We start from the raw sequence: 25926 nt of genomic DNA on the forward strand, positions 1-25926 counted from the left end.
GGGTAGAGCCGCGCTACTGGCCGAAGCGCAACGTGATGTTGCCGTCGGTGTTCACACCCTGACCCGCCGCCGGGCTCTGGTAGAGCACCCGGTTGTGGCCAGAACCGCCGGCGTCGACGTCGGCGCCCTTGACCAACATCCCGGTCCAGCCCAGTGCCCGCAGCTGCGGTTCGGCGTCGGTCCAGAACATGCCGGCCAGATCCGGCATCACGAACTGGTTGCCGCGCGACACCCGCAGTTCGATCACCGCATCGACGGGCACCGTCTCACCGCTGGGCGGGCTGGTGGCGATCACCTCACCGGCCGGCCGCGGACTGTCCACCGTCACCTCGGTGATCTTGGTGAAGCCGTAGACGGTCAGGTTCTTCTGCGCCAGGTCCAGTGTCTGGCCGGTGACGTCGGGAACGGGCTTGGTGGCCGGGCCACTGCCGATCACGATGATGATCTCGTTGGTGACCGCCGTGGTCTGATTCGCCGGCGGGTTGGTGCCGACCACCTTGTCTTTGAGCTCCGGTGTCGACGGCGAGTTGACCTGCTTGAACTTGCCGAACCCGGCGGCGGTCAGCTTCTTGACCGCGTCGGCGTAGCTCAAGGTCGCCACGTCGGGAAGCTGACGCTGTTCCGGCCCGTAGGACACGTCGACGGTGATCTTGTCGCCCTTGTTGGCCGGCGCGCCGGCGGGCGGATCGGTGCCGATCACATGGTCCGGCGGGACGGTGGAATCGGCGCGCTGTTCGGTGCGGGTCTTGAAGCCCTTGTTCTGGAGTTCGGCGATCGCGTCGACCGACGCGCGGCCGCTCACGTCGGGAACCTGGATCTGGTGGGTGCGCCCGCCGAAGGTGTTGATCGACACCGTCACGATGACGGTCAGCACGGCGAGCACGATCGCGGCGATCAGCCAGCGGCCCACCGAGCCCGGCCGCTCGTGGCCGAAGTCGAGTTCTTGGCGGGGCAGCGGGTCGGTCTGAGCCCCGATGCTGTCGCCGGACCGCGGCGTCATGATCGAGGCACGGTCGGCCGCGGTCAGTACTCGGGGGGCTTCGGGAGTCTCCCCGTTGTGCACCCGCACCAGATCGGCGCGCATCTCGGCGGCCGTCTGATAGCGATTGTCGGGATTCTTCGCCAGCGCCTTGAGCACCACCGCGTCCAGGTCGGCGGGCAGGCTCGGGAGCCGCTGCGACGGGGGTACCGGGTCTTCCCGGACGTGCTGGTAGGCCACCGCCACCGGTGAGTCGCCGACGAAAGGTGGGTCGCCGGTGAGGATTTCATACAACACGCAGCCCAGCGAGTACACGTCGGAGCGCGCATCGACGGTGTCGCCGCGAGCCTGTTCGGGCGACAGGTACTGAGCGGTGCCGATCACGGCGGCGGTCTGGGTGACGCTGTTGCCGGCGTCGGCGACCGCCCGGGCGATGCCGAAATCCATGACCTTCACCGCGTTGTGCATGTCGATCATGATGTTGGCCGGCTTGACGTCCCGGTGGATGATGCCGTGCTGGTGGCTGAAGTTCAGTGCTTGGCAGGCGTCCGCGATCACCTCGATGGCCCGGATCGGCGGCATCGGCCCGTCGTTGTGCACGATGTCGCGCAGCGTGACGCCCTCGACGAGCTCCATCACGATGTAGGGCAGCGGCCCGGCCGGGGTCTCGGCTTCACCGGTGTCGTAGACGGCGACGATCGCCGGGTGGTTCAAGGCGGCGGCGTTCTGCGCCTCCCGCCGGAAGCGTAGGTAGAAGCTGGGATCGCGGGCCAGGTCGGCACGCAGCACCTTCACGGCGACCTCGCGGTGCAGGCGGGTGTCGACGGCGCGGTGCACCTCTGACATCCCACCGAAGCCGAGGATCTCGCCGAGTTCGTAGCGGTCGGAGAGCCGCTGCGGCGTGGTCATTGCGCAGTCCTGTGCCAGGTCCATCCGGACGGGTGCGCGGGTGGTGTTGCCGACGACGATTCAGAGCTCGACGAGCTGGTCAGTGGTGCCCCGGTGTCGGTGACCGTGGCGGGCGCCAGGGAGCCGCCCGGGCTCTTGGCGTTGACCACGATCAGCACCGCGATGATGATCGCCAGCGTGCCCAGCACGCCGGCCGCCCACAGCAGCGCGCGCTGCCCGGCGGTGAACGTGCGTCGGGGTGGCGGTGTGCGATGGTTGCCGGTGCTGGGCCGGGCCCGGCGGGCCGCGGTCGCCCGAGCCGACACCGGCGGTGCGGCGCGGGTGGCGGCACCCGACGGGATGGCCGACGGGGCGGCACGCCCGGCCGGCAGTGCCTGACTGGGCCGGGTGGGACGCCGGCCGGATCGCACCGCGGCCACGGCGTCGGCGAACGGGCCGCCGCTGCGGTAGCGCGTCCCCGGATTCTTGGCCAGCGTGATCTCGATCAGCTCGCGCACGTTGGGCGGCAACTCGGCCGGCAGCGGTGGTGGCGGCTCCTTGATGTGCTTCATCGCGACGGTCAGCGCGCCGTCGCCGGTGAACGGCCGGCGGCCGGAGAGCACCTCGTAGCCGACCACGCCCAGGGAGTACACGTCGCTGGCGGCCGTGGCGTCCTGGCCGAGTGCCTGTTCGGGGGCGATGTACTGGGCGGTGCCCATCACCATTCCGGTCTGGGTGACCGGCGCGGCGTCGACGGCCTTGGCGATGCCGAAGTCGGTGATCTTCACCTGGCCGGTGGGCGTGATCATGATGTTGCCCGGCTTGACGTCGCGGTGCACCAGGCCGGTGCTGTGCGCCACCTGCAGGGCGCGCCCGGTCTGCTCCAGCATGTCCAGGGCGTGCCGCAGCGACAACCGGCCGGTCCGCTTGAGCACCGAGTTCAGCGGCTCACCGTTGACCAGCTCCATCACCAGGAACGCGGTGCGGCCCTCGCCGTCCAGCTCGGTCTCGCCGTAGTCGTGCACGCTGGCGATACCGGGGTGGTTGAGCATGGCGGTGTTGCGGGCCTCGGCCCGGAACCGCTCGATGAACTCCGGATCGGAGGAGAACTCCGGCTTGAGCACCTTGACCGCGACGCGGCGGCCCAACCGGTTGTCGACGGCCTCCCACACCTGGCCCATACCGCCGGTGGCGATGAGTCGCTGCAACCGATACCGCCCGGCCAGTGCCGCGCCGACCTGTGGACTCATGATCGCCCCTGCAGGGCGGCTTGGATGACGGCTCGTCCGATCGGCGCGGCCAAGGCGCCGCCGGTGGCGGCCAAGCGATCGCCGCCGTCTTCAACCAGGACGGCAACGGCCACTTTCGGGGCGTTGGCCGGGGCAAAGGCGATGTACCACGCGTGCGGCGGGGTGTTCCGCGGATCGGGACCGTGTTCGGCGGTGCCGGTCTTCGACGCGATCTGTACGCCCGGGATGGCCCCCTCCTGCTGGGTCACTCTTTCGGCGTCGATCATTAGTTCAGTTAGCTTAGCCGCGACCTGCGAGGACACTGCACGGCGCTGCTCGTGCGGTTGGGTGGTGGCAATGCCCGCCAGGTCCGGACCCTCCAGCCCGCCGACCAGATACGGCTGCATCGTCAGCCCGCCGTTTGCGATGGTCGCCGCGATGACCGCGTTCTTCAGCGGTGTCACCGCGACATCCTTCTGGCCGATGCTGGTCATGCCGAGCGCGGCAGCGTCGCCGATCCGGCCGATGGTGGACTCCGCGACCTGTAGGGGCATCGGTTCGGGGGTGATATCCAGACCGAACCCCTGGGCGGTACTGCGCAAGGCGTCCACGCCGGTACGAATACCCAACTGGACGAAGGCGGTGTTACACGATCGAGCGAACGCCACCCGCAGGGGAACGGTCTGCTCGTTGCCGCCCTCGCAGGTGTTGCCGCCGTAGTTCTCCAGCGTGACAGTGCTATCGGGCAGCGCGATGCGCGCCGCGTTGGTCAGCTGGTCGTTCTCACTGACGCCGGCCTGCAGCGCGGCAGCCGTCGTGATGACCTTGAACGTCGAACCCGGCGGGTAGGTCTCACTGATGGCGCGGTTGGTCAGCGGTGAGGCGGGGTCGTCGCGCAGCCGTTGCCAGGCCTGTCCCTGCAGGGCCGAATCGTGCGAGGACAACAGGTTGGGGTCATACGACGGCGCCGACACCATCGCCAGGACCTTGCCGGTGCTCGGCTCCAGGGCCACCACCGCACCGCGACAGCCGCCGGTGCAACCCTTCTGCATCGCCTCCCAGCCGGCTTGTTGCACCCGGGGCCGGATGGTGGTCTCCACTGTGCCGCCACGCGGGCTGCGGCCGGTGAAGAAGTCGGCCAACCGCAGCCCAAACAGCCGCGGGTCCGAACCGTTGAGCACGGTGTCCTCGGCGCGCTCCAGGCCGCTGCTCGAATACCGCAGCGAGTAGAAACCGGTGACCGGCGCGTACACCGCCGGGTCGGGGTAGATGCGCTGGTATTTGATCCGATCGTCGGTGGCCACCGAGTAGGCCAGCAACTGGCCGGCGGCGGTGATCTGGCCGCGTTGTCGGGAGTATTCGTCGAGCAGCACCCGCTGATTGCGCGGGTCGGCGCGCAGCCCGTCGGCGGCGAAGACCTGGGTCAGGGTGGCGTTGCCCAACAGCAGCACGATCAGCGCCATCAGGGTCATCGTGACGCGGCGCAGGGAGGTATTCATACGCGCTCGATCACCGCCGTGCCGGTGTCACCGATCGGGGCCGGGCGCGCGGGTTGGGTGCTCAGCGGCCGGCGGGCGGCGTGCGAGACCCGCAGCACGATCGCCAGCAGCACATAGTTGGCCAGCAACGACGATCCGCCGTAGGACAGCCACGGGGTGGTGAGCCCGGTCAGCGGAATCAGCTTCGTCACGCCCCCGACCACGATGAACAGCTGGATGCCCAGGGTGGCGGCCAACCCGGCGGCCAACAGCTTGCCGAAGCTGTCGCGCACCGCGATCGCCGTCCGCATGCCCCGCACGATCACGATCGTGTACAGGATCAGCACACCGGCCAGCCCGACCAGACCCAGCTCCTCGCCGAACGCGGCGATGATGAAGTCCGTCGACGCCGCGGGCACGTAGCCGGGCTGCCCGTTGCCCAGCCCGGTGCCGAAGATGCCGCCGGTGGCGAAGCTGAACAGTGACTGCACCATCTGATAGCCGACGCCTTCGGGGTCGGCGAACGGGTCCAGCCAGGTCTGCACCCGCACCCGGACGTGGCTGAACAGGAAGTAGGCGGCCACGCTGCCGGCGGCGAACAGCAGCATGCCGATCACCATCCAGCTGAACCGGCGGGTGGCCAGGTACACCACCACCAGGAACGACGCGTACAGCAGCAGTGAGGTGCCGAGGTCCTTCTCGAACGCCATCACCCCGACCGAGATCACCCAGGCGGCCAGCAGCGGTGCCAGGTCGCGGGGCCGGGGCAGGTTCATGCCCAACACGTGCTTGCCGGCGCTGGTGAACAATCGGCGCTTTGACACCAGCACCGCGGCAAAGAAGATCAGCAGCAAGATCTTGGAGAACTCGGCGGGCTGAATTGAGAAGCCCGGCAACCGAATCCAGATCTTGGCACCCTGGCGCTCGGACAGTGACGCGGGCAGCAGGGCAGGGATCACCAGCAGCACCAGGCCGGCCAGGCCGCAGACATAGCCGCTGCCGGAGAGCTGGCGGTGGTCCTTGAGCGCCACCAGCACCAGGGCGAAGACGCCGACGCCGACCAGCGTCCACAGCATCTGCGCGCTGGCGCCGGGACGGGCGTCGGCGCCGTCGATCCCGACCCCGAGATCGATGCGGTGGATCATCACCAGCCCCAGGCCGTTGAGCAGTGCCACCACCGGCAACAGCAGCGGGTCGGCGTAACGCGCCGACCGCCGGATCACCAGGTGCGCGAAGCCGAACAGCACCAGAAACGCCACCCCGTAGCCGACCAGGTCCCAGCGCAGGCCCTGCTCGTGGCCGGCCTCGACGATCAGCATTGCCACCGCGATGATCACGGTCGCGAAGCACAGCAGCAGCAGTTCGGCGTTGCGTCGATCCGGCAGCGCCGGGGTCAGCGCCACCGGTGGCTGCGGCGCCGTGCTCACCTCGCGCCGCTCCTTCTCCGCACTCCCCACGGCATCGTCGCCGGCGCGGGTCATGAGGCCGCCCGGCAGTCGGTCCCCGGTTCTGGAGGGGCCGGCGGCAGGTTGGTCAGGGTGGGCAGGCGCGACTTTCCAGAGGCCGGTGGGGGCGGCGGGCCGGGCCGCGGACCGGTCGGCACCAGCCCCGGGGCCGGGGTGCGCGACGGCGTCGAGCTGGTACCGGCGGTGGTGCCGTGCGGGCACGGCGGCAGCAGTGAATCACGTGCCAGATTGCGCAGCTGGGTGATCGCGTCATCGAGGGTGCCGGCGGGCAGGCCGTTGCTGACCTGTTGGCGAGCCGGCGGGCGGAGGTCCTGCAACGTCATCAGCCGACAGCTCAGCTTGTCACCGGACTGGCTGAAGCTGATCTGCACCAGCTCGCCCTTGCTGTCCAGACAGCCGAGCAGATACGGCTCCTGCAGCGGCACACCCAGGATCGAACCCTGCACACCGCGCATGATCGCCACCGTGCCGCCATAGGCGGTGACGTAGTAGTTGGTGCGGACGACCGCGCGCCCGACCAATAACCCGGCGCCCAGCAGTGCCAGCAGCAGCGCCGCGACGATGAACTTGCGGCGCCGGGAGCGGGGCGGCCGGTCCGGGGTTTCGATGCGTGGCAACACGCGCTTGGCGACGGTCTTACGCGGGGAGATCGCCGACGCCCGACCGGCGGCGGTGTCCAGGGAGATCAGGTGGTCGTCGTCGTTGTCGGAGACCGCCCCGGCCAGGATCGGCTGGGTTTGGCCGTAGTCGACGTCGACGACGTCGGCCACCACCACCGTGACGTTGTCGGGGCCGCCGCCGCGCAGCGCCAACTCGATGAGCCGCAGCGCGCAGTCGTTGACGTCGGGGATCTCCAGCGCTTCGTGGATGGTCTCGGTGCTCACCGGGTCCGACAGACCGTCGGAGCACAGCAGATAGCGGTCGCCGGCCTGCGCCTCGCGCATGATCAGCGTCGGCTCCACCTCATGGCCGGTCAGGGCGCGCATGATCAGGGAGCGCTGGGGATGGCTGTGCGCCTCCTCCAAGGTGATGCGGCCCTCGTCGACCAGGGTCTGTACGAAGGTGTCGTCCTTGGTGATCTGAGTGAGCTCGCCATCGCGCAACAGGTAGCCGCGGGAGTCGCCGATGTGGGCCAGCCCCAGCCGGGGGCCGGCGAACAGGATCGTGGTCAGCGTGGTGCCCATGCCTTCGAGCTCGGGATGCTCTTCGACATAGGCCGCGATCGCCGAGTTGCCCTCTTGCACGGCGCTTTCCAGCTTTGCCAGCAGGTCGCCGCCGGGCTCGTCGTCGTCGAGATGCGCCAGCGCGGCGATCACCAGTTGGGACGCGACTTCACCGGCCGCGTGCCCACCCATGCCGTCGGCCAACGCCAACAGCCGGGCTCCGGCGTAGACGGAGTCCTCGTTGTTGGAGCGCACCAGACCGCGGTCGCTGCGGGCGGCGTACCGCAGAACCAGGCTCACCGGCGGAGCTCGATCGCGGTCTTGCCGATTCGTATCGGCGTGCCGACCGGAACCCGTACCGCAGTGGTCACCTTCACCCTGTCAAGGTAGGTGCCGTTGGTCGAACCCAGATCTTCGACATACCATTCCGTGCCTCGCTGAGATAGCCGAGCGTGCCGGGTGGAGGCGTAATCGTCGGTCAGCACCAGTGTCGAATCGTCGGCGCGGCCCACCAGAACCGGCTGATCGCTGAGCGCGATGCGCGCCCCGGTCAGCGGTCCCTCGGTCACCACCAGGTGCCGCGCGCCGGTTCGTTGCTGGCGCGGCGGCAGCAGCACTCCGCGGATCGACAGCCCCCGGCGGACCATCACCGCACCGGTGGGTGCGTAGATGTCCGTCCGCAATATCCGCAGCACGGACCAGATGAACAGCCACAACAACGTCAAAAAACCGGCTCGCGTCAGCTGCAGCACCAGTCCCTGCATCCGGCGTCCTCTCCGTCGTCGCGCAGCCCATGGCGTGCTCCTTGCGGAGCACTTCGGCAAAGTCACGATACTTGGGCGCGGGGGGCCGTAGGGCAAAGCGGCAGCGCTTTGCTGGTTCAGATTGTCGGTCGGGTGGACGCTGCCGCCGTGCCTAGTGGACCCGGACGATGATCTCGGAGTGGCCCAGCCGGATGACGTCACCGTCGGCCAGCTGCCACTCCTGGACCGGGGCATTGTTCACCGTGGTGCCGTTGGTGGAGTTCAGGTCCGACAGCAGGGCCACTCGGCCGTCCCAGCGGATCTCGAGGTGACGGCGCGACACCCCGGTGTCCGGCAACCGGAACTGGGCGTCCTGGCCGCGGCCCACCACGTTGGCACCTTCGTGCAACTGGTAGGTCCGGCCGCTGCCGTCGTCGAGCTGCAGGGTGACCGACGCCGGTGCGGAGTAGGCGCGCTGGCCATAGCCGCCGCCCTGGCCTTCGCCATAACCGCCCTGAGCCTGCTGGCCGTAGTCGTAGCCGCCTTGGGCGCCTTGACCCTCGCCGTAGCCACCGGGCGCGGGCTGGCCGTAGTCGTAGCCGGCCGGAGCAGGCGGCGCCTCGCCGTAGCCGTAGCCGGGCTGGCCGTAGTCCTGCCGGCCGTACTGGCCACCCTGGTCATATCCACCCTGGTCCGGGTAGGCGGGGCGCTGTTCGTACTGGCCCTCGGGGTAGGCGTAGTCATCCTGGCGGGCCGGCGGGCGGTCGTAATCGCCGTAGCCGGGCTGGCCGCCGGCCGGGTAGGCAGGTGCCGCGGGCTGCTGGTGCTGGGGGTAGCCCTGCTCGTAACCGGCGGGAGCGCCGTAGCCGCTGGGCGGACGCTGCTCGTAGGGCTGGGCCGGCGGGGCGGGAGGGGCATAGCCGCCGCCCTGGCCGGGGTAGCCGCCCTGCTCGGGGTAGCCGCCCTGTTCGGGGTGACGGGGCGGGGCGTATCCGCCGGGGCCGCCCTGGCCCTGGTCGGGGTAGCCGCCGCGCTGCTCATGCTGCTGGTAGTGGTCGCCTTCGGGGCCGTAGGGGCCACGGGGGTCCTGACCGCCGCGAGCATCGTCAGCGGGCCGGCCGTAGCGGGGGTCGTAATAGTCGTCGCCGGGACGATCCTGCCCGTGGGCGCCGCGGTAGCTCGGGTTATCGGTCATCGGTGGCACTCCTGATTCTGCGGTAAACGCATGAACTGATTGTGGCGGGCGGGATTCGTTGAGCGTCTTGAGGGGGCGGGCGTCAGGGTTGACCCCACCCCGTGCGCGGACCTGTCCGGTACGCAGGTTCGGCGACTGCTGGAACCGGACAACCACATCACCATACGTTTGCCACCCCTGTTCGCCGATGTAGCCGGCCAAGTGCCGGGCGAAAGCCTTCGACGTCAGATCCTGGTCGGCGCCCATTTTGTCGTAGTCGTCTCTACCGAGGGTAATGACGTATTCGTTGGGTGCCAAAAGTTGATTTCCCGCTAGTGAGCGCACCCCGGCGGCGGCTTCGCGGCGCAGGGCAGCCTCGACTTCCTCGGGGAGGACTTCCCCTCCGAAGACCCGGGCCATCGCATCCTCCACAGCGGATTCGAGTTTGCGCTCGATGCGATGAACCAGCCCACGCTGGCTGTTCAAGCTGCTACCCGCCTTACTCTCCGCCGCCACTAGCCGTATCGGGACGCTGCTGCGGCGTGTCGCTCAGCTGCATCCGCCCTGGACATGGTATCGACCCGGGGTGCCACGGCGGCACCCTTCTACGGCGGAGAATCGGATAAGACCAGGTCACGAAGGGATCACGGCGGCTTGGATAGGAGCCGGGCGGTGCTGGCCCGCAGGTCCGGAGCCGATTTTTAAGGGGTAAGGGGACCCGTGATACGCTCCCCCGGTTGCTCGGGCGAGTGGCGGAATGGCAGACGCGCTGGCTTCAGGTGCCAGTGTCCTTCGGGACGTGGGGGTTCAAGTCCCCCTTCGCCCACAGTGCGGAAAACCCCGGCCGGAATGGCTGGGGTTTTTCTGTTTCGCTGAGCCGAGCCAAACACCGGCTGCGGCGAGCACGGTGCGGATCATCCCGGCTGGACGTCGATCCATTCCAGGTAGGCGCTGCCGGACACCGCAGCCGACCGCCAGATTCCGGTGTAGGAGTAGGCCGCGACGTATCCGGGGCCGTGGCCCGGCCGCCAGGGTGAGTCGACGGTGCCTTCCACGGCCAAGATCTCCTGGCCGCCTTCGCGAACCGTCCAGCGGAATGTTCGGGGGCAGCGCATCGAATCGCCGCGGTCGTCGACCAGCGGCTCGCCGAACTGCGCCACGGTGAACTCGACGTCGGAATAGACCTCGGTCGTCCCGTCGAGCACCCGCACGTGCGCCAGGCGGCAGGCCACCCTGCCCCGAGCGCGAACATCGGTCAACAGGATCTGGGTGCGCGCATCGATATCGATGATCTGATAGGTGAAGAAGTCCAGCGGCAGCTTCAGGGCCGCCGGCATGGGTCGGCGCAGGAATCCCTGCGGGGTCCGGATTCGCGCGTACTCGAAGGTGGCCCGGCCGCGGACGTCGACGCCGTCGACCACCCCGTGGTACGGGGCCAGCAGGCTTAGATGGTCGTAGATCGGTGACTTCACGAAGTACGAGACTTGGTCGGTGACAGCCAGTTCGAGATCGACGTCGAAGCCCGGATAGCGGCCCCGCACCGCGACCTTAGGCAGCGCGACATCCACCGCGAGTTCGTCGCCCCAACGCAACTCTCCCCCGTCGTCGGGGAGTTGACATTGGGTGCTCATGTCGTAGGCCCGATAGAACCGCTGATCACCTTTCGCCGTCGAGGAGAACACTGTGGTGGTGTCGCGCGCATCGGGCGCCGCCAAGTGATCGAGGTCGAACAGTTCGGTGCCCGACGCGCCGAGCAGCGTCATGGTGTTGAGGTAGCGGTGGGGTGCGGGCAGATCGGGAACGAAGACGCCGTAGTGCGTCGTGGCCCAAACGCGTGATCGGGCATGGGGCTTGAGGATCTGCGGTAAGTCGAATGGCCGCCGCGATGCCGCCAGGCGCCGGTCCACCAGCGGCAGCAGGCCGTCGATAACGGCATAGGACAACGCGCGAGAGAACGGGTGCCTCACCGAGCCACCGTACGTCAGTACGCCGACACGACGTTCTCCTTCGCCCACCGCTTCTCGGCGTCCGATCCCCCCGGCGGCGGAACCAGGCCGTTGATCATCCACAGTTCCTCGCTGGTCTCGTCGACGTGGAACTCCGAGTGCACGCCCGGATGCCGATCCAGCGTCGGAGCCAGGATCGCCTGGATCCATTGCGTGATCCGCCGACGGCTCTCGGTGTCAACGGCGTGCCGGGCGATGTGGTCGATCACCACCCGAATACCGACCTGAGTCGGCTCACCGCTGACATAGAAGTCCTCCGGCGCCGTCTCGTGGAAGACGGTGACCACGTAGAAGCGCGGCAGCCCGGCACCCTCGTAGTGGTCGGTGATGCGGGACGCCAGCTCGTGCTTCTGCTCGGCGGTGAAGATCCCGGGAGTGTGATGAATGGTCCACAGTGGCATGACGGTTCAGTGCTCCTTCGTGATAAGACGCTCAGTGCGGCAGCGCGAACGACAGCTTTTCGACCGGGCCGGACAGTGCGGCTTTGACACCGACGGACACGTCGTCGGCCAGCACTTCCAGGGCACCGGATTCCACGCCCTCGACGATGCGCCGGGCCACCTCGACCGGAGTGACCTTGGCCGCGCTGATCGCCGAGACCATGTCGGTGTCGATGAAGCCGGCGTGCACGCCGACCACCTGCGTGTGCTGGGCCGCCAGCTCGGTGCGCAGCGAGTTGGTCACCGACCAGGCGGCGGCTTTGGAGGCGCCGTAAGCACCGGAGCCGGCCAGCCAGGACAACACCGAATGCATGTTGACCAGCGCCCCGCCCCCGTTGGCCGCCAAGATCGGCGCGAACGCGCGGGCCACCCGCAGCGGCCCAAAGACATTGATGTCGAAGGTGGTGGTGATGTCGGCGAAATCGCCGGTCAGCAGCGCTGCAGGCAGCAGGATGCCCGCGTTGTTGAACACGATGTCGGCGTCGCCGGCGGCGTGGGCCAGCGCAGCGACCGACTCGGGGGACGTCACTTCGAGGGTGTGTGCCACCACCCGGGGGCGTTCGTCGGTGAACGCGGTGCGGGCCGTCGAGTACACCTTGGCCGCACCGCGGGCCAGTACCTCGTCCACCAACGCCGCTCCCAGCCCCCGCCGGCCGCCGGTGACCACCACGACCTTGCCTTCGATTGCAACCATTTCCCGATCCCTTCCATCCTGACTAACGACAACGTTAGTAAGAGCGAAGCATGGATATCTGGATAACGCAAGTGTTAGTCACGTAAGCTGGTCCCCATGGAGTTCGAGCCTCGGTTGCGAGATCGCACGCGATGGTCGGCCGGCGATGCGTGTTCGGTGGCCAGGCTGCTCGATGTGCTCAGCACCAAGACGGCGTTCCTGGTGGTGCGCGAATGCTTCTACGGCACCAGGCGTTTCGAGGACTTCACCGCACGCCTGGGCGCCTCGGCACCGGCGGTCTCCCGGGCGCTCAAGCAGCTCGAAGCCGCCGGGATCATCAGGCGGGTGCCCTACCAGGAATCGGGGCAGCGGGTCCGCGACGAGTATCGGCTGACGCCCGCCGGCGAAGACCTGTTGCCGGTCTTTCTCTCGCTGATGCAGTGGGGCGACAAGTACCTACAGGACGGGGCGCCGCCGCTGAGCTTCGTCGACGCCACCACCCAGCGCCGGGTGGGTGTCCGCGTTACCGACGATCTGGACGGGCCGAAGACCGACGCCGACGACATCGAGATCCACTGGAACGCGCCGCGCCGATCACGCTGACGAGCTCAGCCACCCGCCCGGATAACGGTCTCGGCGAACTCGGCAATGGACTCCGGTGGCGCGAAATCGGCGAACCAGACGTAGAAGCGCTGTGCACCTTGGCTTTCCAGCATCCGGAAGTGTTCGGTCAGCGCCGCTGCATCACCGCACACCAGGCCCGATCCCAGCCGGCCGAATCGCCGCTGCGCCGTCGCCGCTACCGCCACCACATCCTGATCGCGCCGGGCGAAACCCACCATCTGCTGGACCGAGGCGCGCGCAGACCCGATCGACGGCAGCAACTCCGGCAGCTTGTGCACGTGCGTCGCGGGCAGGTTCCACCAGTCGGCGTACCGACGGGTCAACTCGAGCATCCGCGGGCCAACACCCCCGAGCACCAGCGGGATGGGCTGGGTCGGCGCGGGAGTCTGCGTCCGCTCCCCCTCGGTGCCCCAGTACTCACGTAGCAGCGCCAGCGTCTCCCCCAGCGCGTCGACGCGCTGCCGCGGGCCGGCGGTGGTGATGCCGTACTTGACCAGTTCGTCGGGCATCGAGCCGGAACCGAGCCCCAGCTCGAAGCGCCCACCGGTGGCCTCGGCCAAGGTGGTCGCCTGTTTGGCCAACACCGCCGGGTGCCGGAACCCGTCGCACAACACCACGTGGCCGACCTTGAGCCGCTGGGTGTAAGCGGCCACCCAGGTGGCGACGGTCATCGCCTCCCACAGCGGCGAAGCGGGGTCCATCGGGGTGTCCAGGTGATCGAGGAACGCGACGCCGTCGAAGCCCGACGCCTCGGCCGCTTGTGCGCGCGACACCAGATCATCGAGGCCGATTCTGGTTTGCGGGAGGTATAGGAACCACTCCGTCATCGCTTCCCCTTCGGTGTCGCAGTCGTCGGCGCCTGTCGCAGGCCCGGCAGCACGTAGCGGCGTAGATGCTGCCGCACGGCTGCCGGATCGTCGGGGTCCATGTGGTTTCCCGGGACACTGCCCAGGCTGATCATCACCCGGGCGATCCATTCACTGGCCTCGGGAATGTCGGTGTCGGGGTGGATGTCTCCGCCATCGGCGGCGGCCTCGACAAAGGGCTGCCAGAACGCCGCGAGGTCGGGCACCAGGCCGCGGACGCCGGCCCCGGCGCAGGCGGTGAACTCATCCGGCTCGGCGGTGCGCAGCCGCATCAGCAGCGTGCCGGGATCGTCGTAGGCCCGGCGGCCGATCTGGACGCCGGCCACCAGCTGGTCCTCGAAGTCGGTGAGCGTCGACAGCTCGGCGCGGGTCTGGGCCCAGCTCGTCTCGATGAGCCGGATGATCGCCGCGCCCACCAGCGTCGGCTTGTCCGGGAAATTCCGGTACAACCAGGCCCGGGACACCCCCGCTGCCTGGGCGACGTCGATCATCGTCGTCGCCCGGATCCCCTTGTCGGCCAGCAGTTTCTCGGTCGCATCGAGAAGCCGATCGGTTGTCGACGGGGACGCGGGTGACGCTGATGCTGCGTTCACGGCCACCTCCTGGCCGGTAAGCCTAACAAGGGAGTAGACACATCCGCAGATGTGTGTACTATTGCGACGCGTCGCGTAGACACTTCTGCAAACCTGTCTACCCCGGATCCCGGAGGTTCCCCCATGCCCTCACCTCGCACCGCGATCATCGGTGCCGGCATCAGCGGCCTGACCGCCGGAAAGATGCTGAGCGACTACGCGGTTGACTACACCTGCTTCGAGTCTTCCGACCGGATCGGTGGCAACTGGGCCTTCGGCAACCCGAACGGGCATTCCAGCGCCTACCGGTCACTGCACATCGACACCTCCAAGCACCAGCTGTCGTTCCGCGACTTCCCCATGCCGGAGCACTACCCCGACTTCCTGCACCACACGCTGGTCAAGGAGTACCTGGAGTCCTATGCGGCGGCGTTCGAGCTCAAACGCAACATCGAGTTCGACACCGAAGTCACCCACGCCCACCGGCTTCCCGGCGGCGGTTGGGAGCTGGAGCTGGCCGGCGGCGTGCGCCGTCGCTTCGACCTGTTGGTCGTCGCCAACGGGCACCACTGGGATCCGCGCCTGCCGGACTTTCCCGGCGAATTCAGCGGGGAGACGTTGCACGCGCACCACTACATCGACCCCAAGACGCCGCTGGACTTCAGCGGCAAACGGATCCTGGTCGTCGGCCTGGGTAACAGCGCCGCCGACATTGCCGTCGAACTGTCGTCGAAGGCCCTGGACAACGAGCTGACGCTGTCCACCCGCTCGGGCGCCTGGATCGTGCCGAAGTACCTGGCCGGCAAGCCCGCCGACAAGTACTTCCGGACCAGCCCGTACCTACCGTTCTCCTGGCAGCGCAAGGCCGCTCAATGGGCGCAGCCGATCATCGCCGGGCGCCCCGAGGACCTCGGGCTGCCCACCCCCAACCACAAGTTCTTCGAAGCGCACCCCACCCAATCGGTGGAACTGCCATTGCGGCTGGGGTCCGGTGACGTCATTCCCAAACCCAACATCAGCCGGCTCGACGGCGACACCGTGCACTTCACCGACGGCACCAGCGGCCAATTCGACGTCATCATCTACGCCACCGGCTACAACATCACCTTCCCGTTCTTCGACCCGGAATTCATCAGCGCACCAGACAACCGGATCGACCTATACAAGCGGATGTTCTATCCGGGCATCGACGATTTGGTGTTCGCCGGATTCGCCCAAGCCACCCCGACGCTGTTCCCGTTCGTGGAGTCCCAGGCCCGCCTGATCGGCGCCTACGCGGCCGGCCGCTACCGGCTGCCGTCGGCTACCGAAATGCGCCGGGTGATCGACGCGGACCGGCGCAAGTACACCGGCCACATGCTCGACACCCCGCGGCACACTCAGCAGCTCGACTACTTCCTTTATGAACACGACATGCGCACCGCGGAGATCCCGCGCGGCACCCGACGCGCCACCGAACTCGGTGCGCCCGGATGGGCCGGCGTGTGCAAGATGGAGGCATCCGCATGAGCGAGACCATCCGATTCACCCACGGCGGCGCCACGTGTGTCGGGCAGTTCTTCCCCGCGGAGCATGGTGACGAAGGCGGCGCCCCGGTCGTAGTGCTCGGACACGGGTTGGGCGGCACCGTCGATTCCGGTCTTGTGCCGTTTGCCGAACGACTCAGCGCAGCCGGGTTGGCCGCCTTCGCCTTCGACTACCGGTACTTCGGAGCGTCAGAAGCTCAACCGCGCCAACGGATTTCCATGCAGGAACAGATCGAGGACTTCCGCGCGGCATGCTCGATCGCGGCGGAGCAGCCCGGCGTCGATCCGCGCCGGATCGTGGTGTGGGGAGTCTCGCTGGGCGGCGGGCATGTCTTCGAGGTGGCGGCCACCACGCCCGGCGTCGCCGCTGCCATCGCGCTGACACCATTGGTGAGCGGTCCGGCCGCGGCGATCGCGGCAATGCCCCACCATCGCCCGTCGGCGATGCTGCGGTCGACGGCGACGGGTTGGCGCAGCGCGCTGGCCCAACGCTTCGGTGGGCCGCCCGCGACCATCCCCCTGGTGGGCCGCCCCGGGGAGCTGGCCACCCTGACCGCTGACGGCTACCACGAGGCCTACACCGCGATGGCCGGCCCGACCTGGCGCAACGAGATCGACGCCCAGGTCGGCGTTCAGCTCGGCGCCTACCGGCCGGCGGCCAAGCACGCCGAAGCCATCACCTGCCCGATCCTGGTGCAGATAGCGGACTTCGACCGCGGCGCTCCCCCGCAGGCTGCCGCCAAAGCGGCGTTCGCCGCCCGCGCCGAAGTGCGGCACTACCCCTGCGATCACTTCGACGTCTTCGCCGGTGGCGACTGGTTCGATCACGCCGTCGAACACCAGATCGCGTTTTTGACCCGGCACCTGGTCGGCGCGACCGCTACGGTCACGGGTTAGGAGGTCCGATGGCCGAGACCATGCAGCAACTGCTCGCCGAACGCATCGGCGACACCGGGCTGGCGGTGCTCTACGACGACGCCGATGGCGGGCAGACCCGCTGGACCTGGAGGGAGTACCTCGTCCGGGCGGCGCGGCACGGGGCCGCGGTGATCGCGCGCGCCGATACCGGCCGGCCCCTGCACGTCGGCGCCCTGCTGGGCAACACCCCCGCGATGCTCACCGCTCTGGCGGCCGCCGGGCTCGGCGGATACGTGCTGTGCGGGATCAACGACACCCGTCGCGGCTCGGCGCTCGCCGGGGACCTGCGCACCGCCGATGTGCAGATCCTGCTGGTCGATGCCGAACACCGCGCGCTGCTAGAGGGACTCGAGCTGCCCGGCGTCACGATCATCGACGTCGACGACGCCTCCTGGGCCAGCGAGTGCGCCGACGCCGGGGTACTTCAGCCGCATCGGCAGGTGGCGCCGCTGGACCCGTTCATGCTGATCTTCACCTCGGGCACCAGTGGTGACCCGAAGGCCGTTCTGGTCAGCCACTTCATGGTGCTGGTCGCCGGGCAGAGCCTCACCGAGCGATTCGAGTTGGGCGCTGACGACGTGGTCTACCTGTCCATGCCGCTGTTCCATTCGAATGCCATCGCGGCCGGCTTCGGCCCCGCGGTGGCCGCCGGCGCGGCGATGGCGCCGGCGAAGTTCTCGGCTTCGCGGTTCTTGGACGACATCCGCGCCTACGGTGGCACCTATATGAACTACGTCGGTAAGCCGTTCGCCTACCTGCTGGCGCATCCCGAGCAGCCTGACGACGCCGACAACCCACTGCGGGTCGCCTTCGGCAACGAGGCCTCCGAGCGCGACATCGGTGAGTTCGCCCGCCGATTCGGTGTCCACGTGGTCGACGCCTTCGGCTCCACCGAGAACGCCGTCACCATCACTCGTGATGAAGGCACCCCGTCCGGTTCGGTCGGACGCGGTTTCCCCGGCGTCGCCATCTACCAGAGCGACACGAACACCGAATGCCCACCGGCGGTCTTCGACGACCACGGTGTGCTGATCAACGCCGACGAGGCGATCGGCGAACTGGTCAACACCGCGGGCTCGGGATTCTTCTCGGGCTACTACAACAACGAGGCGGCCACCGCCGAGCGGATGCGCGACGGCATGTACTGGTCGGGCGATCTCGCCTACGCCGACGCCGACGGCTGGATCTACCTGGCCGGGCGCACCGCCGACTGGATGCGGGTCGACGGCGAGAACCTGGCGGCGGCGCCGATCGAGCGGATCCTGATGCGCCACGACGACATCAACCAGGCCGCGGTGTACGCCGTGCCGGACGGCAACGTCGGAGACCAGGTGATGGCGGCACTGGTGCTGCGCGACGACGCCCAGCTGACTGAGAGCGAATTCGCCGATTTCCTTGCCGCTCAAGAGGACCTCTCCCCCAAAGCCTGGCCGCGCTATGTCCGGTTGACCGCGGAGCTGCCCTCGACGGCAACCAACAAGATCCTCAAACGCCTGTTGGCCGCCGACGGCACCGGCGTCGGCGAGGACACGTTGTGGGCGCGACCCGAACGCGAGCGGGCCTACCGAACCACCGCGACGACGGGAGCGTGACGATGACGACTCAGAAACCCGTGGCCCTGATCGTGGGCGGCGCGTCCGGAATCGGGTTGGCCACCGCGCACGCCCTGGTCGCTCGCGGCGACCACGTAGTGATTGCCGACATCAACGAAGAAGCCGCACGTGCCAGGGCGGCCGAGCTGGCCGATATGGCCACCGCTGTGGCCGCGGACGTCACCGACGAGGCCAGTGTCGCAGCGGCATTCGCGCTCGCCCGGCAAATCGGTCCGGTCCGCACGGTGGTCAGTTGTGCCGGCCTGTCGATCATCGGGCCCATCGCCGACATCGAGCTGTCCGGCTGGCAGACCACCATCGATGTCTGCCTGACCGGCACCATGCTGGTGATCAAACACGCGGCCCGTAATCTCGAAGACGGCGGCAGCGTGGTCGCGATCTCCTCGCTCAACGGCCGCCAGCCCGGCACCACCATGGCCGCGTACTGCAGCGCCAAGGCCGGGGTCCTGATGCTGGTCCAGGTGGCCGCGCTGGAGCTGGGCCCCCGCGGCATCCGGGTCAACGCGGTCTCCCCCGGCCTGGTGGACACTCCCCTGGTCGCCGGCCTGGCGATGGTGCCCGGCCTCACCGACGAGTACATCGAAAACACCCCGCTCGGGCGCTCGGGCATCCCCGAGGACATCGCGCAGACCGTGGAGTTTTTGACCTCGCAGCGCGCCGGCTGGATCACCGGATCGGCCTTCGACGTCAACGGCGGCGCGCATCTCAAGCGCTACCCCGACGTGCTCGGCAAAGTACAAGCCTTAGCCACAGGACCTGAAGGATGAAGCCATGCGCAGTGTCGTAATCGATGGGCCCGGGTCGATCCGAGTCGACACCCGCCCCGACCCCGAGCTGCCCGGCGCCGACGGCGCCATCGTCGAGGTGACAGCGACCGCGATCTGCGGTTCCGATCTGCACTTCTACGAAGGCGACTACCCGATCGTGGACCCGGTTCCGCTGGGTCACGAGGCGATCGGCACCGTCGTCGAGGCCGGCTCGCAGGTGAACTCCGTGCGGGTCGGTGACCGCGTCATGGTTTCCTCGGTCGCGGGCTGCGGGCACTGCGCCGGGTGCGGCACCCTCGACCCCATCCGGTGTCACTCGGGCCCGCAGATCTTCGGATCGGGGCTGTTGGGCGGCGCGCAGTCCGAGCTGCTTGCCGTGCCGGGAGCCGACTTTCAGCTCGCCCGCATCCCCGAGGGGATCGTCGACGCCGAAGCCCTGTTGCTCACCGACAACCTCGCCACCGGATGGGCGGCCGCGCTGCGCGCCGACATCCCGGTCGGTGGCACCGTAGGGGTGATCGGCTTGGGCGCGGTCGGCCTGTGTGCGGCACGCAGCGCGCTGTTCCTGGGCGCAGCAACGGTTCTCGGTATCGATCCGGTGCGGGCACGTCGGGAACGGGCCGCGCTGATGGGCGTGACCCCGGCAGAGCCGCCGACCACGGCCGCGGCCATGGAGCTCAGCGGCGGACGCGGCGTGGACGCGGTGATCGACGCGGTCGGCTCGGACACCACCATGTCCGACGCGCTGAACGCCATACGGGCCGGTGGGACGGTATCGGTGGTCGGCGTGCATGACCTGCAGCCCTTCCCGTTCCCGGCGTTGCCGGCACTGCTGCGCAGCGCCACCTTGCGGATGACTACCGCGCCGGTGCAACAGACGTGGCCGCAGCTGGTGCCGCTGCTGCAATCCGGGCGACTGTCGGTGGACGGGATCTTCACCACCGAGATGGCCTTGGACGACGCGGCCGACGCCTATCGTGCGGTGGCGGCGCGGTCCGGAGACGTGGTGAAGGTGCTGCTCACGCCGTAGCCTGAAGCGACGCCGGGGGACGAGAGGATGTCAGATGGTTAAGCGGATCGTCGTCTGGGGCACCGGATTTGTCGGGAAGTTGGTCATTCCCGAGATCGTCAAGCATCCTCTGTTCGAGCTGGTCGGCGTCGGCGTCAGCGACCCCGCCAAGGTGGGGCGTGACGTCGGTGAGATCTGCGGGATCCCCCACGTCGGCGTCACCGCCACCGATGACGTCGACGCCCTGATCGCCTTGGCCCCCGACGCGTTGGTGCACTACGGCCCGACCGCCGCACGCGCAGGCGACAATATCGCGTTGATGTCGCGCTTCCTGCGTGCCGGCATCGACGTCTGCTCCACCGCGATGACCCCGTGGGTGTGGCCCGGCCTCAAGCTCAACCCGCCGGACCTCTTGACACCGATCACTCAAGCGTGCGAGGACGGCGGCGCATCATGCTTCACCACCGGCATCGACCCGGGCTTCGCCAACGACCTGTTCCCGATGACACTGATGGGGGTCTGCGCCGTGGTGCGCAAGGTGCGCGCCTCGGAGTTGTTGGACTACACCAATTACACCGGTGACTACGAGAACGAGATGGGGATCGGCCGCGACCCCGACTTCCAGCCCGTGCTCAAGATCCCCGAGGTCCTGATCTTCGCCTGGGGTGGCACCGTGCCGATGATCGCGCACGCCGCCGGGATCGAACTCGACGAGATCACCACCACCTGGGACACCTGGGTGACGCCGAACGAACGCACGACCGCCAAAGGCGTGATCGCCCCCGGCCAGGTCGCGGCGGTGCGGTTCACCATCAACGGCATCTACCGAGGAGAGACCCGTATCCAACTCGAGCACGTCAACCGGATCGGTCGAGATGCCGCGCCGGACTGGCCGGCGGGCACCCAGGACGACGTCTACCGCGTCGATATCGAAGGGACGCCGAGTATTTCGCAGGAGACGGCGTTTCACTTCACCGATGGTTCGGGTCGCGACGCGGCGACGGCCGGCTGCCTGGCCACCGGGATGCGCGCCCTGAACGCGGTGCCGGCGGTCAACGACCTTCCACCGGGCTGGGTGACGGCAGTGGACCTGCCGCTGATCCCGGGAGCGGGCACCATTCGCTGAAAGCGGGATCTACCCGGTGCGGGGCCGTCGCGGCCGTAGCCGCAGCGGCGGCATCGCCGGGGCGGGCAACCGTTGCAGGCGACCCTGATAGCCGCTTACCTGGCCGAATTGCTCGTCGCCGTCTTGCCAGCGGCGCCGGAACTCGACGATCTCGTCGTGGGTGCGTCCGATGAAGTTCCACCACAGCACTAACTCTTCGCCGAACGGCAACCCGCCCAGCACCAGGATCCGGGCGGGGGAGTCGGCGGTGTTGCGCAGCGCCAGCACCGCGCGACCGGGGCCTTGATAGCCGAGCGCACCGACACCCAGAGCCGCGCCGCCCAGGGTGATCGCGCCCAGGTCGCACAGCACGCCGTGTTCGAATACGGGATCGACGTCGAGTGCCAGTTCGGTGCGCGGATCCAGGTCAAGCTGGACGCCCAGCAGGGGAGTGAACGACCCGACGGGGGAGTGGTACCCGGCCAGCTCGCCGAGGAACACCAGCGCCGATGCGCCGGGCAGCGAAACGGGATCGGGCGCGAAATGGGTGAAGTCGCGTGCGGTGTGACGGGCGCTGTCGGGCAAGACCACCCACAGCTGTACGCCGCGCAGGACCGGAGCCGCCTGGGGATCGACCGAGACCTCGGAGTGGCAGATGCCCGCACCGGCGGTCATCAGGTTCAGCTCGCCGGGGTTCACCACCGCGTGCACGCCGGCGCTGTCGCGGTGCTCGACGCGCCCGCTGAACAGCCAGGTCGCCGTCTGCAGCCCGGTGTGTGGGTGCGGGGGCACGTCCATGCCGCCGTCGGCGACGTCGTGAGGCCCGTAATGGTCGACGAAGCACCAGGCGCCGATCAGCGAGCGGTCGCGCTGCGGCAACGTGCGCCGGACCCCGATGGCGCGTGGTCCGCCCAGCGGCACCTCGCGGGGGTGTAACACCTCGATGTGATCTTCGGGCGTTGCCGCGCAGTCGAATTCAGTCGAGGAGGTTTCCAGGTTGCTCAACTGTCCACCTCCGGGCCGGGTGCCATGCCGCTGTGGAGATCCTACCGACTCATGCCGTGGACCGGCTTGGTCACGCCGCTGACCTAGGCCCGATCCGCCCGGCGGGCAGGTGAAAAACCGTCGCTGTCACCGGCAGCTGCTCACGCTCGTGGTTGGTCAACAGTGTCTGGTTGTCGGGCAGCTCGCGGGTGTTGATCTCGCCGGCGGCGATCGCGAGCAGCAGGGCGTGGGCCCGGGCGAGTTCGGCCCGCTTGCGGTACTGGCCGCCGGGGAGCTTCACGCCGGCCCACACGCCGTACTCCTCGCCGCGTTCCACGGCGAGCGCCGCGCACCGGCGCTGCTGCGCCAGCGGGCAGCGTCGCAGGCACTGCAACCGCGCCTCGGTGGACGACTGTTCATACGCCCGGGCCTTGGAGGCGCCGTCGGACGCGTCGGCGTCCGGGTAGCCGAACCACAGTTCGGGATTGGCGGAGCAGGGGGGTGCCATCGGAAGGACCTCCTCGGGACAGACCGGATAACGTAGATGGAAACGTATATGATCGAATACGACAAGCGCAACAGAAGTTGATAAAAACATATATGTAAGTAGTGAAGGGCCAGGCTGTGTACTATCCGTCCATGGCCGGGGCGCAACAATGAGCCGCGAAGCGGCGGGTGCGGCCATTCGAGCACTGCGGGAAGCGCGGGACTGGTCGCTGGCCGACCTCGCAGCGGCCACCGGCGTCAGCATCATGGGGTTGAGCTACCTGGAGCGTGGCGCCCGGAAACCCCATAAAGGCACAGTTCAGAAGGTTGAGAATGGGCTCGGCCTGCCGCCGGGCACCTATTCTCGGCTCCTGGTGGCCGACGACGCGGACGCCGAACTGGCTCAGCTGACCTCCGCCGCCGGGCCGCAAACGCCCGCCGCCCGCCCCGCCGGGGCCATCGTCGTCGACCGGCACAGCGACACCGAGGTGCTGGAGGGATACGCCGAGGCGCAGCTCGATGCGCTCCGTTCGGTGATAGCGAGACTTCCTTCGGAAGCATCGGACGAATACGAGACGTATATTCTTTCCGTGATCACGCAGTGCGTGAAGGCGGAGATGCTCGCGGCCAGCTCCTGGCGGGTGGCGGTCAACGCGGGCGCCGAACACGCCGCCCGACTGATGGGGCACCTACAGGCCCTGGAAGCCACCCGCATCGACCTACTGCAACGGATGCCCGGCAGTCTGACCGCCCGCTTCGACCGGGCATGCGCACAGTCGTCGCTGCCCGAACCGGTGATCGCGGCGTTGATCGGCGTCGGCGCCGAGGAGATGTGGGACATCCGCAACCGAGGCGTCATTCCACCCGGGGCGCTGGCCCGAGTCCGGGCATTCGCCGACGGATCCATGGACGCGACAGCTGGTGGCGACGAAGGGGGATAACGGTGAGCAATGGTGAGTTGGAGCTACTGACGCGCGCCAATGAGCTGTTCGTGGGCAGTCCGCGGCCCGTGTCACTGGAGTCCGGGGTGGACCGCTACGCCCAGCTGTTGGAGCGCAACGCCAACATCGCGACCGGTGCCGCCCATGACAGGTACCGCACAGCAGTGCTTGCCCAGCGTGATCTGTTGTTGGCCAACGCACGTACCGATGCACAAGCCACAACGGTGCTGGCCGCTGTGGTTGCCGACCACGCTCGGGCACACCAGCAGACCGGCAACGTCATTTCCGCCGCCCGCGCCGACTCGGCAGTGGCCGCCGACACGCCTCTGGCGCACCGGGAGGCGATGCGCCGGCGGGCGGCACGACTACGCGCCCAACATGCCCACGTGGTCTCGGCGCAGCATCGCGCGCGCGCCCACCGTGCGGGGCTGCGGCGGCTGCGCTACCGGGGGGCGCGGCGGCGGCCCGTGGGTTTGGATCGATTGCGGCTGCCCAACACTCGTGCCGGGCTGGCGGTACGTGCCGCACTGTCGCGGCTCGGTAGACCCTATGTGTGGGGTGCGACCGGTCCAGACCGATTCGACTGCTCCGGGCTGACCCAGTGGGCGTATCGCCAGGCCGGCGTGCCACTGTCGCGCACTACCTATACCCAGATATTCGAAGGAATCTCGGTGCCACGCTCCCAGATTCGACCCGGGGACCTGGTGTTCCCCAGCACCGGACACGTTCAGCTGGCGATCGGTGGCAACCGGGTGATCGAAGCCCCGCACGCCGGAGCAACGGTGCAGATCAGCCCCCTCGGCGCGCATGTGGCGATCCGCCGGCCGGCGCCGTGATCGGCTTGTCCACAACGGGTTCCCGGGTGAATTGCCGGCCTTGGTGGGCGTCGGTACAGTCACCGGCCATGAAGCGGTCAGCTCTCGAGCGTCGGCCCGGCGCAGCGATGTTGGGCTGAGGAGATGGCTACCCGCGACGATGTGCTGGATGCGATCGACCGCATCGAAAGGGCCGGCGGCGCGGGTGAGGCGACACGCATGGCCCAGGCGGCACTGACCCTCCCGTTGCCGCCATCGGGCTACGACAGCGTCCTGAGCGGCTTGGGCGCGGCGTATCCGGCGCCCGGTAATCAACAACAGGGCAGGGCGGCGTCGGCCATGAAGCAGGCCGAAGTGGCTCTGGCGCAGCAACTGTCGAGTACCGCGGACTTTGACCGGCAGATCATCGAAGCGCTGCGCCACGCACACAAGACGACGCTGGAAGGCAGACGGCGCCTCGACGACCTCGAGTCGGAGATTGCCGGCGCCGCACGATCGTGGGACCTGAGCACCGCCGCGGGCGCACGCGAATTCCAGAGATTCTTGATCGGGAAACTAGGGCAGATCATCGCCGTCGTCGAAGAGGCCAATGACGATGACGTCTCCAAGCAAGAGCTCGCCACTGCCTTGACGGGGTTGTACGCGGCCGCGCAATCGGATGATCGCGGCGGCCCGACGCCCGCCGAGGATGAGCAGGCGCTCCCGCCGGATCCGGCTACCGATCCCTACCTGGACGTGTTGGCCGACGACGAGCCAGAGGCGGATGACCCGGACACCCGGCAGGGGCTGCCCCCATTGCCGACGCCGATGGTCCCGGGCCTGGGCGCCGATGGGCCGGGCTTCGGTGCGATGCCGGCCGCTATGCCCTCGGGATTTCCGTTGACCGGCCTGACGCCTGGAGTGGGCCGTGACGCCCCTCCCGTCGATGAGTTCGGGCCCGACGATGCAGGTGTCGCCGAAGCGCCCGATGGTGCCGACGCCGAGGCGGTTGACGGTGATACGTCGACGCAGAACGCGGGGGAGCAGGACCCCGTGACCGTGCGGTTGCCCGACGGCGAGACCACGACCGTGGCCAACCCGCGACTGGCTGCGGCGATGCAGGCCGTCGCCGATGGAGAGCCAGTGGTGGAGGCGTTTCGGAGCCAGGGCATACACATCCCGCCGCCCGGCACACCGGTGGTGGCCGCAGTCGATGTGGCCGGCCTGCGGCCGGGCGACATCGGCGTGTTCACCGACCGCCATGCTCTTGCTGTCGGGGCGGGCAAGGCGCTGCTCGACGGGCAGGTGCACCTCGCGGAGAACCTGCGCGGCCCCGGATTCCTGGGATGGCAGCATCCGCCAACCTCGGCCCAGGAGCCCGTGCCGCCCGCCGTTCCAGCTGAGACCAGGCCGGCGCGGGCGCTCGATGGCCACCTGAGCTTGAAAAAGCCGGCTCCAACAGTCATCGTCGATTAGCCAGGA

Annotated in this window: 24 protein-coding genes and 1 tRNA gene; 11 read left to right on the top strand and 14 right to left on the bottom strand. The window is 68.6% G+C overall.

All coding sequences use genetic code 11. From position 1 onward, the window contains the following. Positions 1 to 13: 13 nt before the first annotated feature. From pknB to ACKY0W_RS00110, 7 genes are all read right to left on the bottom strand, one after another. On the bottom strand, positions 14 to 1888 hold the full coding sequence (pknB, locus tag ACKY0W_RS00080; RefSeq protein ID WP_409435877.1) for a Stk1 family PASTA domain-containing Ser/Thr kinase: 1875 nt from the start codon (positions 1886 to 1888) through the stop codon (positions 14 to 16). Next, positions 1885 to 3117 carry a protein kinase domain-containing protein gene (locus tag ACKY0W_RS00085; protein ID WP_409435878.1) on the bottom strand — a complete coding sequence of 411 codons (1233 nt, stop codon included), beginning with the start codon at positions 3115 to 3117 and terminating at the stop codon, positions 1885 to 1887. The genes pknB and ACKY0W_RS00085 overlap by 4 nt, the downstream gene beginning before the upstream one ends. Continuing rightward, a complete protein-coding gene (gene pbpA / locus ACKY0W_RS00090; RefSeq protein WP_406759467.1) occupies positions 3114 to 4595 on the bottom strand; it encodes a D,D-transpeptidase PbpA in 1482 nt (493 codons plus the stop codon). Before pbpA ends, ACKY0W_RS00085 begins: the two co-directional genes overlap by 4 nt. Beyond that, positions 4592 to 6001 carry an FtsW/RodA/SpoVE family cell cycle protein gene (locus tag ACKY0W_RS00095; protein ID WP_409437896.1) on the bottom strand — a complete coding sequence of 470 codons (1410 nt, stop codon included), beginning with the start codon at positions 5999 to 6001 and terminating at the stop codon, positions 4592 to 4594. Before ACKY0W_RS00095 ends, pbpA begins: the two co-directional genes overlap by 4 nt. Positions 6002 to 6051: 50 nt before the next feature. Then, positions 6052 to 7503, bottom strand: a complete 1452-nt coding sequence (locus tag ACKY0W_RS00100) for a PP2C family protein-serine/threonine phosphatase (protein ID WP_409435879.1) — start codon at positions 7501 to 7503, stop codon at positions 6052 to 6054. Beyond that, on the bottom strand, positions 7500 to 7967 hold the full coding sequence (locus tag ACKY0W_RS00105) for an FHA domain-containing protein FhaB (RefSeq protein WP_406759465.1): 468 nt from the start codon (positions 7965 to 7967) through the stop codon (positions 7500 to 7502). The genes ACKY0W_RS00100 and ACKY0W_RS00105 overlap by 4 nt, the downstream gene beginning before the upstream one ends. Positions 7968 to 8118: 151 nt before the next feature. Continuing rightward, the gene (locus ACKY0W_RS00110) at positions 8119 to 9606 is read right to left on the bottom strand and encodes an FhaA domain-containing protein (protein WP_409435880.1); all 1488 of its coding nucleotides are present in this window, start codon (positions 9604 to 9606) and stop codon (positions 8119 to 8121) included. Positions 9607 to 9863: 257 nt separating this feature from the next. Here ACKY0W_RS00110 and ACKY0W_RS00115 point away from each other — a divergent pair. Next, a tRNA-Leu gene (locus tag ACKY0W_RS00115) sits at positions 9864 to 9946 on the top strand. 88 nt (positions 9947 to 10034) lie between these two features. Here ACKY0W_RS00115 and ACKY0W_RS00120 read toward each other — a convergent pair. The 3 genes from ACKY0W_RS00120 to ACKY0W_RS00130 are packed head-to-tail and all read right to left on the bottom strand — an operon-like array spanning position 10035 to position 12260. Then, a complete protein-coding gene (locus tag ACKY0W_RS00120; protein ID WP_409435881.1) occupies positions 10035 to 11087 on the bottom strand; it encodes a DUF6670 family protein in 1053 nt (350 codons plus the stop codon). Positions 11088 to 11101: 14 nt separating this feature from the next. Continuing rightward, positions 11102 to 11527 (bottom strand): tautomerase family protein, encoded by a 426-nt coding sequence (locus ACKY0W_RS00125; protein ID WP_409435882.1) that lies wholly within the window; start codon positions 11525 to 11527, stop codon positions 11102 to 11104. A gap of 31 nt (positions 11528 to 11558) precedes the next feature. Further along, on the bottom strand, positions 11559 to 12260 hold the full coding sequence (locus ACKY0W_RS00130; RefSeq protein WP_409435883.1) for an SDR family oxidoreductase: 702 nt from the start codon (positions 12258 to 12260) through the stop codon (positions 11559 to 11561). Positions 12261 to 12356: 96 nt separating this feature from the next. Between ACKY0W_RS00130 and ACKY0W_RS00135 the strand changes: the two genes are divergently transcribed. Further along, positions 12357 to 12842 carry a winged helix-turn-helix transcriptional regulator gene (locus ACKY0W_RS00135; protein WP_409435884.1) on the top strand — a complete coding sequence of 162 codons (486 nt, stop codon included), beginning with the start codon at positions 12357 to 12359 and terminating at the stop codon, positions 12840 to 12842. Positions 12843 to 12847: 5 nt separating this feature from the next. On the opposite strand, the gene ACKY0W_RS00140 is transcribed toward ACKY0W_RS00135, so the two are convergent. Together ACKY0W_RS00140 and ACKY0W_RS00145 are read right to left on the bottom strand one after the other, a co-directional pair. Beyond that, on the bottom strand, positions 12848 to 13690 hold the full coding sequence (locus tag ACKY0W_RS00140; protein ID WP_409435885.1) for an LLM class flavin-dependent oxidoreductase: 843 nt from the start codon (positions 13688 to 13690) through the stop codon (positions 12848 to 12850). Then, on the bottom strand, positions 13687 to 14328 hold the full coding sequence (locus tag ACKY0W_RS00145) for a TetR/AcrR family transcriptional regulator (protein ID WP_409435886.1): 642 nt from the start codon (positions 14326 to 14328) through the stop codon (positions 13687 to 13689). The genes ACKY0W_RS00140 and ACKY0W_RS00145 overlap by 4 nt, the downstream gene beginning before the upstream one ends. A gap of 117 nt (positions 14329 to 14445) precedes the next feature. Here ACKY0W_RS00145 and ACKY0W_RS00150 point away from each other — a divergent pair, with 117 nt between their 5' ends. From ACKY0W_RS00150 to ACKY0W_RS00175, 6 genes are read left to right on the top strand one after another with little or no spacing between them, the layout of a single operon-like run. After that, entirely contained in the window at positions 14446 to 15810 is a 1365-nt protein-coding gene (locus tag ACKY0W_RS00150) for a flavin-containing monooxygenase (protein WP_409435887.1), read from the top strand. Continuing rightward, a complete protein-coding gene (locus tag ACKY0W_RS00155) occupies positions 15807 to 16724 on the top strand; it encodes an alpha/beta hydrolase (RefSeq protein WP_409435888.1) in 918 nt (305 codons plus the stop codon). Before ACKY0W_RS00150 ends, ACKY0W_RS00155 begins: the two co-directional genes overlap by 4 nt. A gap of 8 nt (positions 16725 to 16732) precedes the next feature. Further along, positions 16733 to 18337 (top strand): fatty-acid--CoA ligase FadD1, encoded by a 1605-nt coding sequence (fadD1, locus tag ACKY0W_RS00160; protein WP_409435889.1) that lies wholly within the window; start codon positions 16733 to 16735, stop codon positions 18335 to 18337. 2 nt (positions 18338 to 18339) lie between these two features. After that, positions 18340 to 19125, top strand: coding sequence for an SDR family NAD(P)-dependent oxidoreductase (locus ACKY0W_RS00165; RefSeq protein ID WP_409435890.1), 786 nt, complete (start codon positions 18340 to 18342; stop codon positions 19123 to 19125). A 4-nt stretch (positions 19126 to 19129) separates the two neighbouring features. Further along, entirely contained in the window at positions 19130 to 20155 is a 1026-nt protein-coding gene (locus tag ACKY0W_RS00170; RefSeq protein ID WP_409435891.1) for an alcohol dehydrogenase catalytic domain-containing protein, read from the top strand. A 34-nt stretch (positions 20156 to 20189) separates the two neighbouring features. After that, positions 20190 to 21260, top strand: coding sequence for a dihydrodipicolinate reductase (locus tag ACKY0W_RS00175; RefSeq protein WP_409435892.1), 1071 nt, complete (start codon positions 20190 to 20192; stop codon positions 21258 to 21260). 9 nt (positions 21261 to 21269) lie between these two features. On the opposite strand, the gene ACKY0W_RS00180 is transcribed toward ACKY0W_RS00175, so the two are convergent. Further along, on the bottom strand, positions 21270 to 22244 hold the full coding sequence (locus ACKY0W_RS00180; protein WP_409435893.1) for a pirin family protein: 975 nt from the start codon (positions 22242 to 22244) through the stop codon (positions 21270 to 21272). A gap of 70 nt (positions 22245 to 22314) precedes the next feature. Beyond that, positions 22315 to 22731 (bottom strand): WhiB family transcriptional regulator, encoded by a 417-nt coding sequence (locus ACKY0W_RS00185; protein ID WP_409435894.1) that lies wholly within the window; start codon positions 22729 to 22731, stop codon positions 22315 to 22317. A 148-nt stretch (positions 22732 to 22879) separates the two neighbouring features. Between ACKY0W_RS00185 and ACKY0W_RS00190 the strand changes: the two genes are divergently transcribed. The 3 genes from ACKY0W_RS00190 (at position 22880) to ACKY0W_RS00200 (ending at position 25920) form a co-directional block, all read left to right on the top strand. Beyond that, a complete protein-coding gene (locus ACKY0W_RS00190) occupies positions 22880 to 23650 on the top strand; it encodes a helix-turn-helix domain-containing protein (protein WP_409435895.1) in 771 nt (256 codons plus the stop codon). Positions 23651 to 23652: 2 nt separating this feature from the next. Beyond that, positions 23653 to 24486 carry a C40 family peptidase gene (locus ACKY0W_RS00195; protein ID WP_409435896.1) on the top strand — a complete coding sequence of 278 codons (834 nt, stop codon included), beginning with the start codon at positions 23653 to 23655 and terminating at the stop codon, positions 24484 to 24486. 123 nt (positions 24487 to 24609) lie between these two features. Then, positions 24610 to 25920 carry a DUF4226 domain-containing protein gene (locus ACKY0W_RS00200; RefSeq protein ID WP_409435897.1) on the top strand — a complete coding sequence of 437 codons (1311 nt, stop codon included), beginning with the start codon at positions 24610 to 24612 and terminating at the stop codon, positions 25918 to 25920. Positions 25921 to 25926: the final 6 nt, after the last annotated feature.

This window comes from Mycobacterium sp. SMC-14, assembly GCF_046250075.1.
Taxonomy (GTDB): Bacteria; Actinomycetota; Actinomycetes; order Mycobacteriales; family Mycobacteriaceae; genus Mycobacterium.

Excerpts from the sequence above, each read along its gene's own strand:
- ACKY0W_RS00105 (WP_406759465.1), bottom strand. The coding sequence starts at position 7,967 with ATGCAGGGACTGGTGCTGCAGCTGACGCGAGCCGGTTTTTTGACGTTG.
- ACKY0W_RS00125 (WP_409435882.1), bottom strand. The coding sequence starts at position 11,527 with ATGCCACTGTGGACCATTCATCACACTCCCGGGATCTTCACCGCCGAG.
- ACKY0W_RS00185 (WP_409435894.1), bottom strand. The coding sequence starts at position 22,731 with ATGGCACCCCCCTGCTCCGCCAATCCCGAACTGTGGTTCGGCTACCCG.
- ACKY0W_RS00135 (WP_409435884.1), top strand. The coding sequence starts at position 12,357 with ATGGAGTTCGAGCCTCGGTTGCGAGATCGCACGCGATGGTCGGCCGGC.
- fadD1 (WP_409435889.1), top strand. The coding sequence starts at position 16,733 with ATGGCCGAGACCATGCAGCAACTGCTCGCCGAACGCATCGGCGACACC.
- ACKY0W_RS00140 (WP_409435885.1), bottom strand. The coding sequence starts at position 13,690 with ATGACGGAGTGGTTCCTATACCTCCCGCAAACCAGAATCGGCCTCGAT.
- ACKY0W_RS00200 (WP_409435897.1), top strand. The coding sequence starts at position 24,610 with ATGGCTACCCGCGACGATGTGCTGGATGCGATCGACCGCATCGAAAGG.
- ACKY0W_RS00130 (WP_409435883.1), bottom strand. The coding sequence starts at position 12,260 with ATGGTTGCAATCGAAGGCAAGGTCGTGGTGGTCACCGGCGGCCGGCGG.
- ACKY0W_RS00165 (WP_409435890.1), top strand. The coding sequence starts at position 18,340 with ATGACGACTCAGAAACCCGTGGCCCTGATCGTGGGCGGCGCGTCCGGA.
- ACKY0W_RS00175 (WP_409435892.1), top strand. The coding sequence starts at position 20,190 with ATGGTTAAGCGGATCGTCGTCTGGGGCACCGGATTTGTCGGGAAGTTG.
- ACKY0W_RS00170 (WP_409435891.1), top strand. The coding sequence starts at position 19,130 with ATGCGCAGTGTCGTAATCGATGGGCCCGGGTCGATCCGAGTCGACACC.
- ACKY0W_RS00085 (WP_409435878.1), bottom strand. The coding sequence starts at position 3,117 with ATGAGTCCACAGGTCGGCGCGGCACTGGCCGGGCGGTATCGGTTGCAG.
- pknB (WP_409435877.1), bottom strand. The coding sequence starts at position 1,888 with ATGACCACGCCGCAGCGGCTCTCCGACCGCTACGAACTCGGCGAGATC.
- pbpA (WP_406759467.1), bottom strand. The coding sequence starts at position 4,595 with ATGAATACCTCCCTGCGCCGCGTCACGATGACCCTGATGGCGCTGATC.
- ACKY0W_RS00155 (WP_409435888.1), top strand. The coding sequence starts at position 15,807 with ATGAGCGAGACCATCCGATTCACCCACGGCGGCGCCACGTGTGTCGGG.
- ACKY0W_RS00150 (WP_409435887.1), top strand. The coding sequence starts at position 14,446 with ATGCCCTCACCTCGCACCGCGATCATCGGTGCCGGCATCAGCGGCCTG.
- ACKY0W_RS00190 (WP_409435895.1), top strand. The coding sequence starts at position 22,880 with ATGAGCCGCGAAGCGGCGGGTGCGGCCATTCGAGCACTGCGGGAAGCG.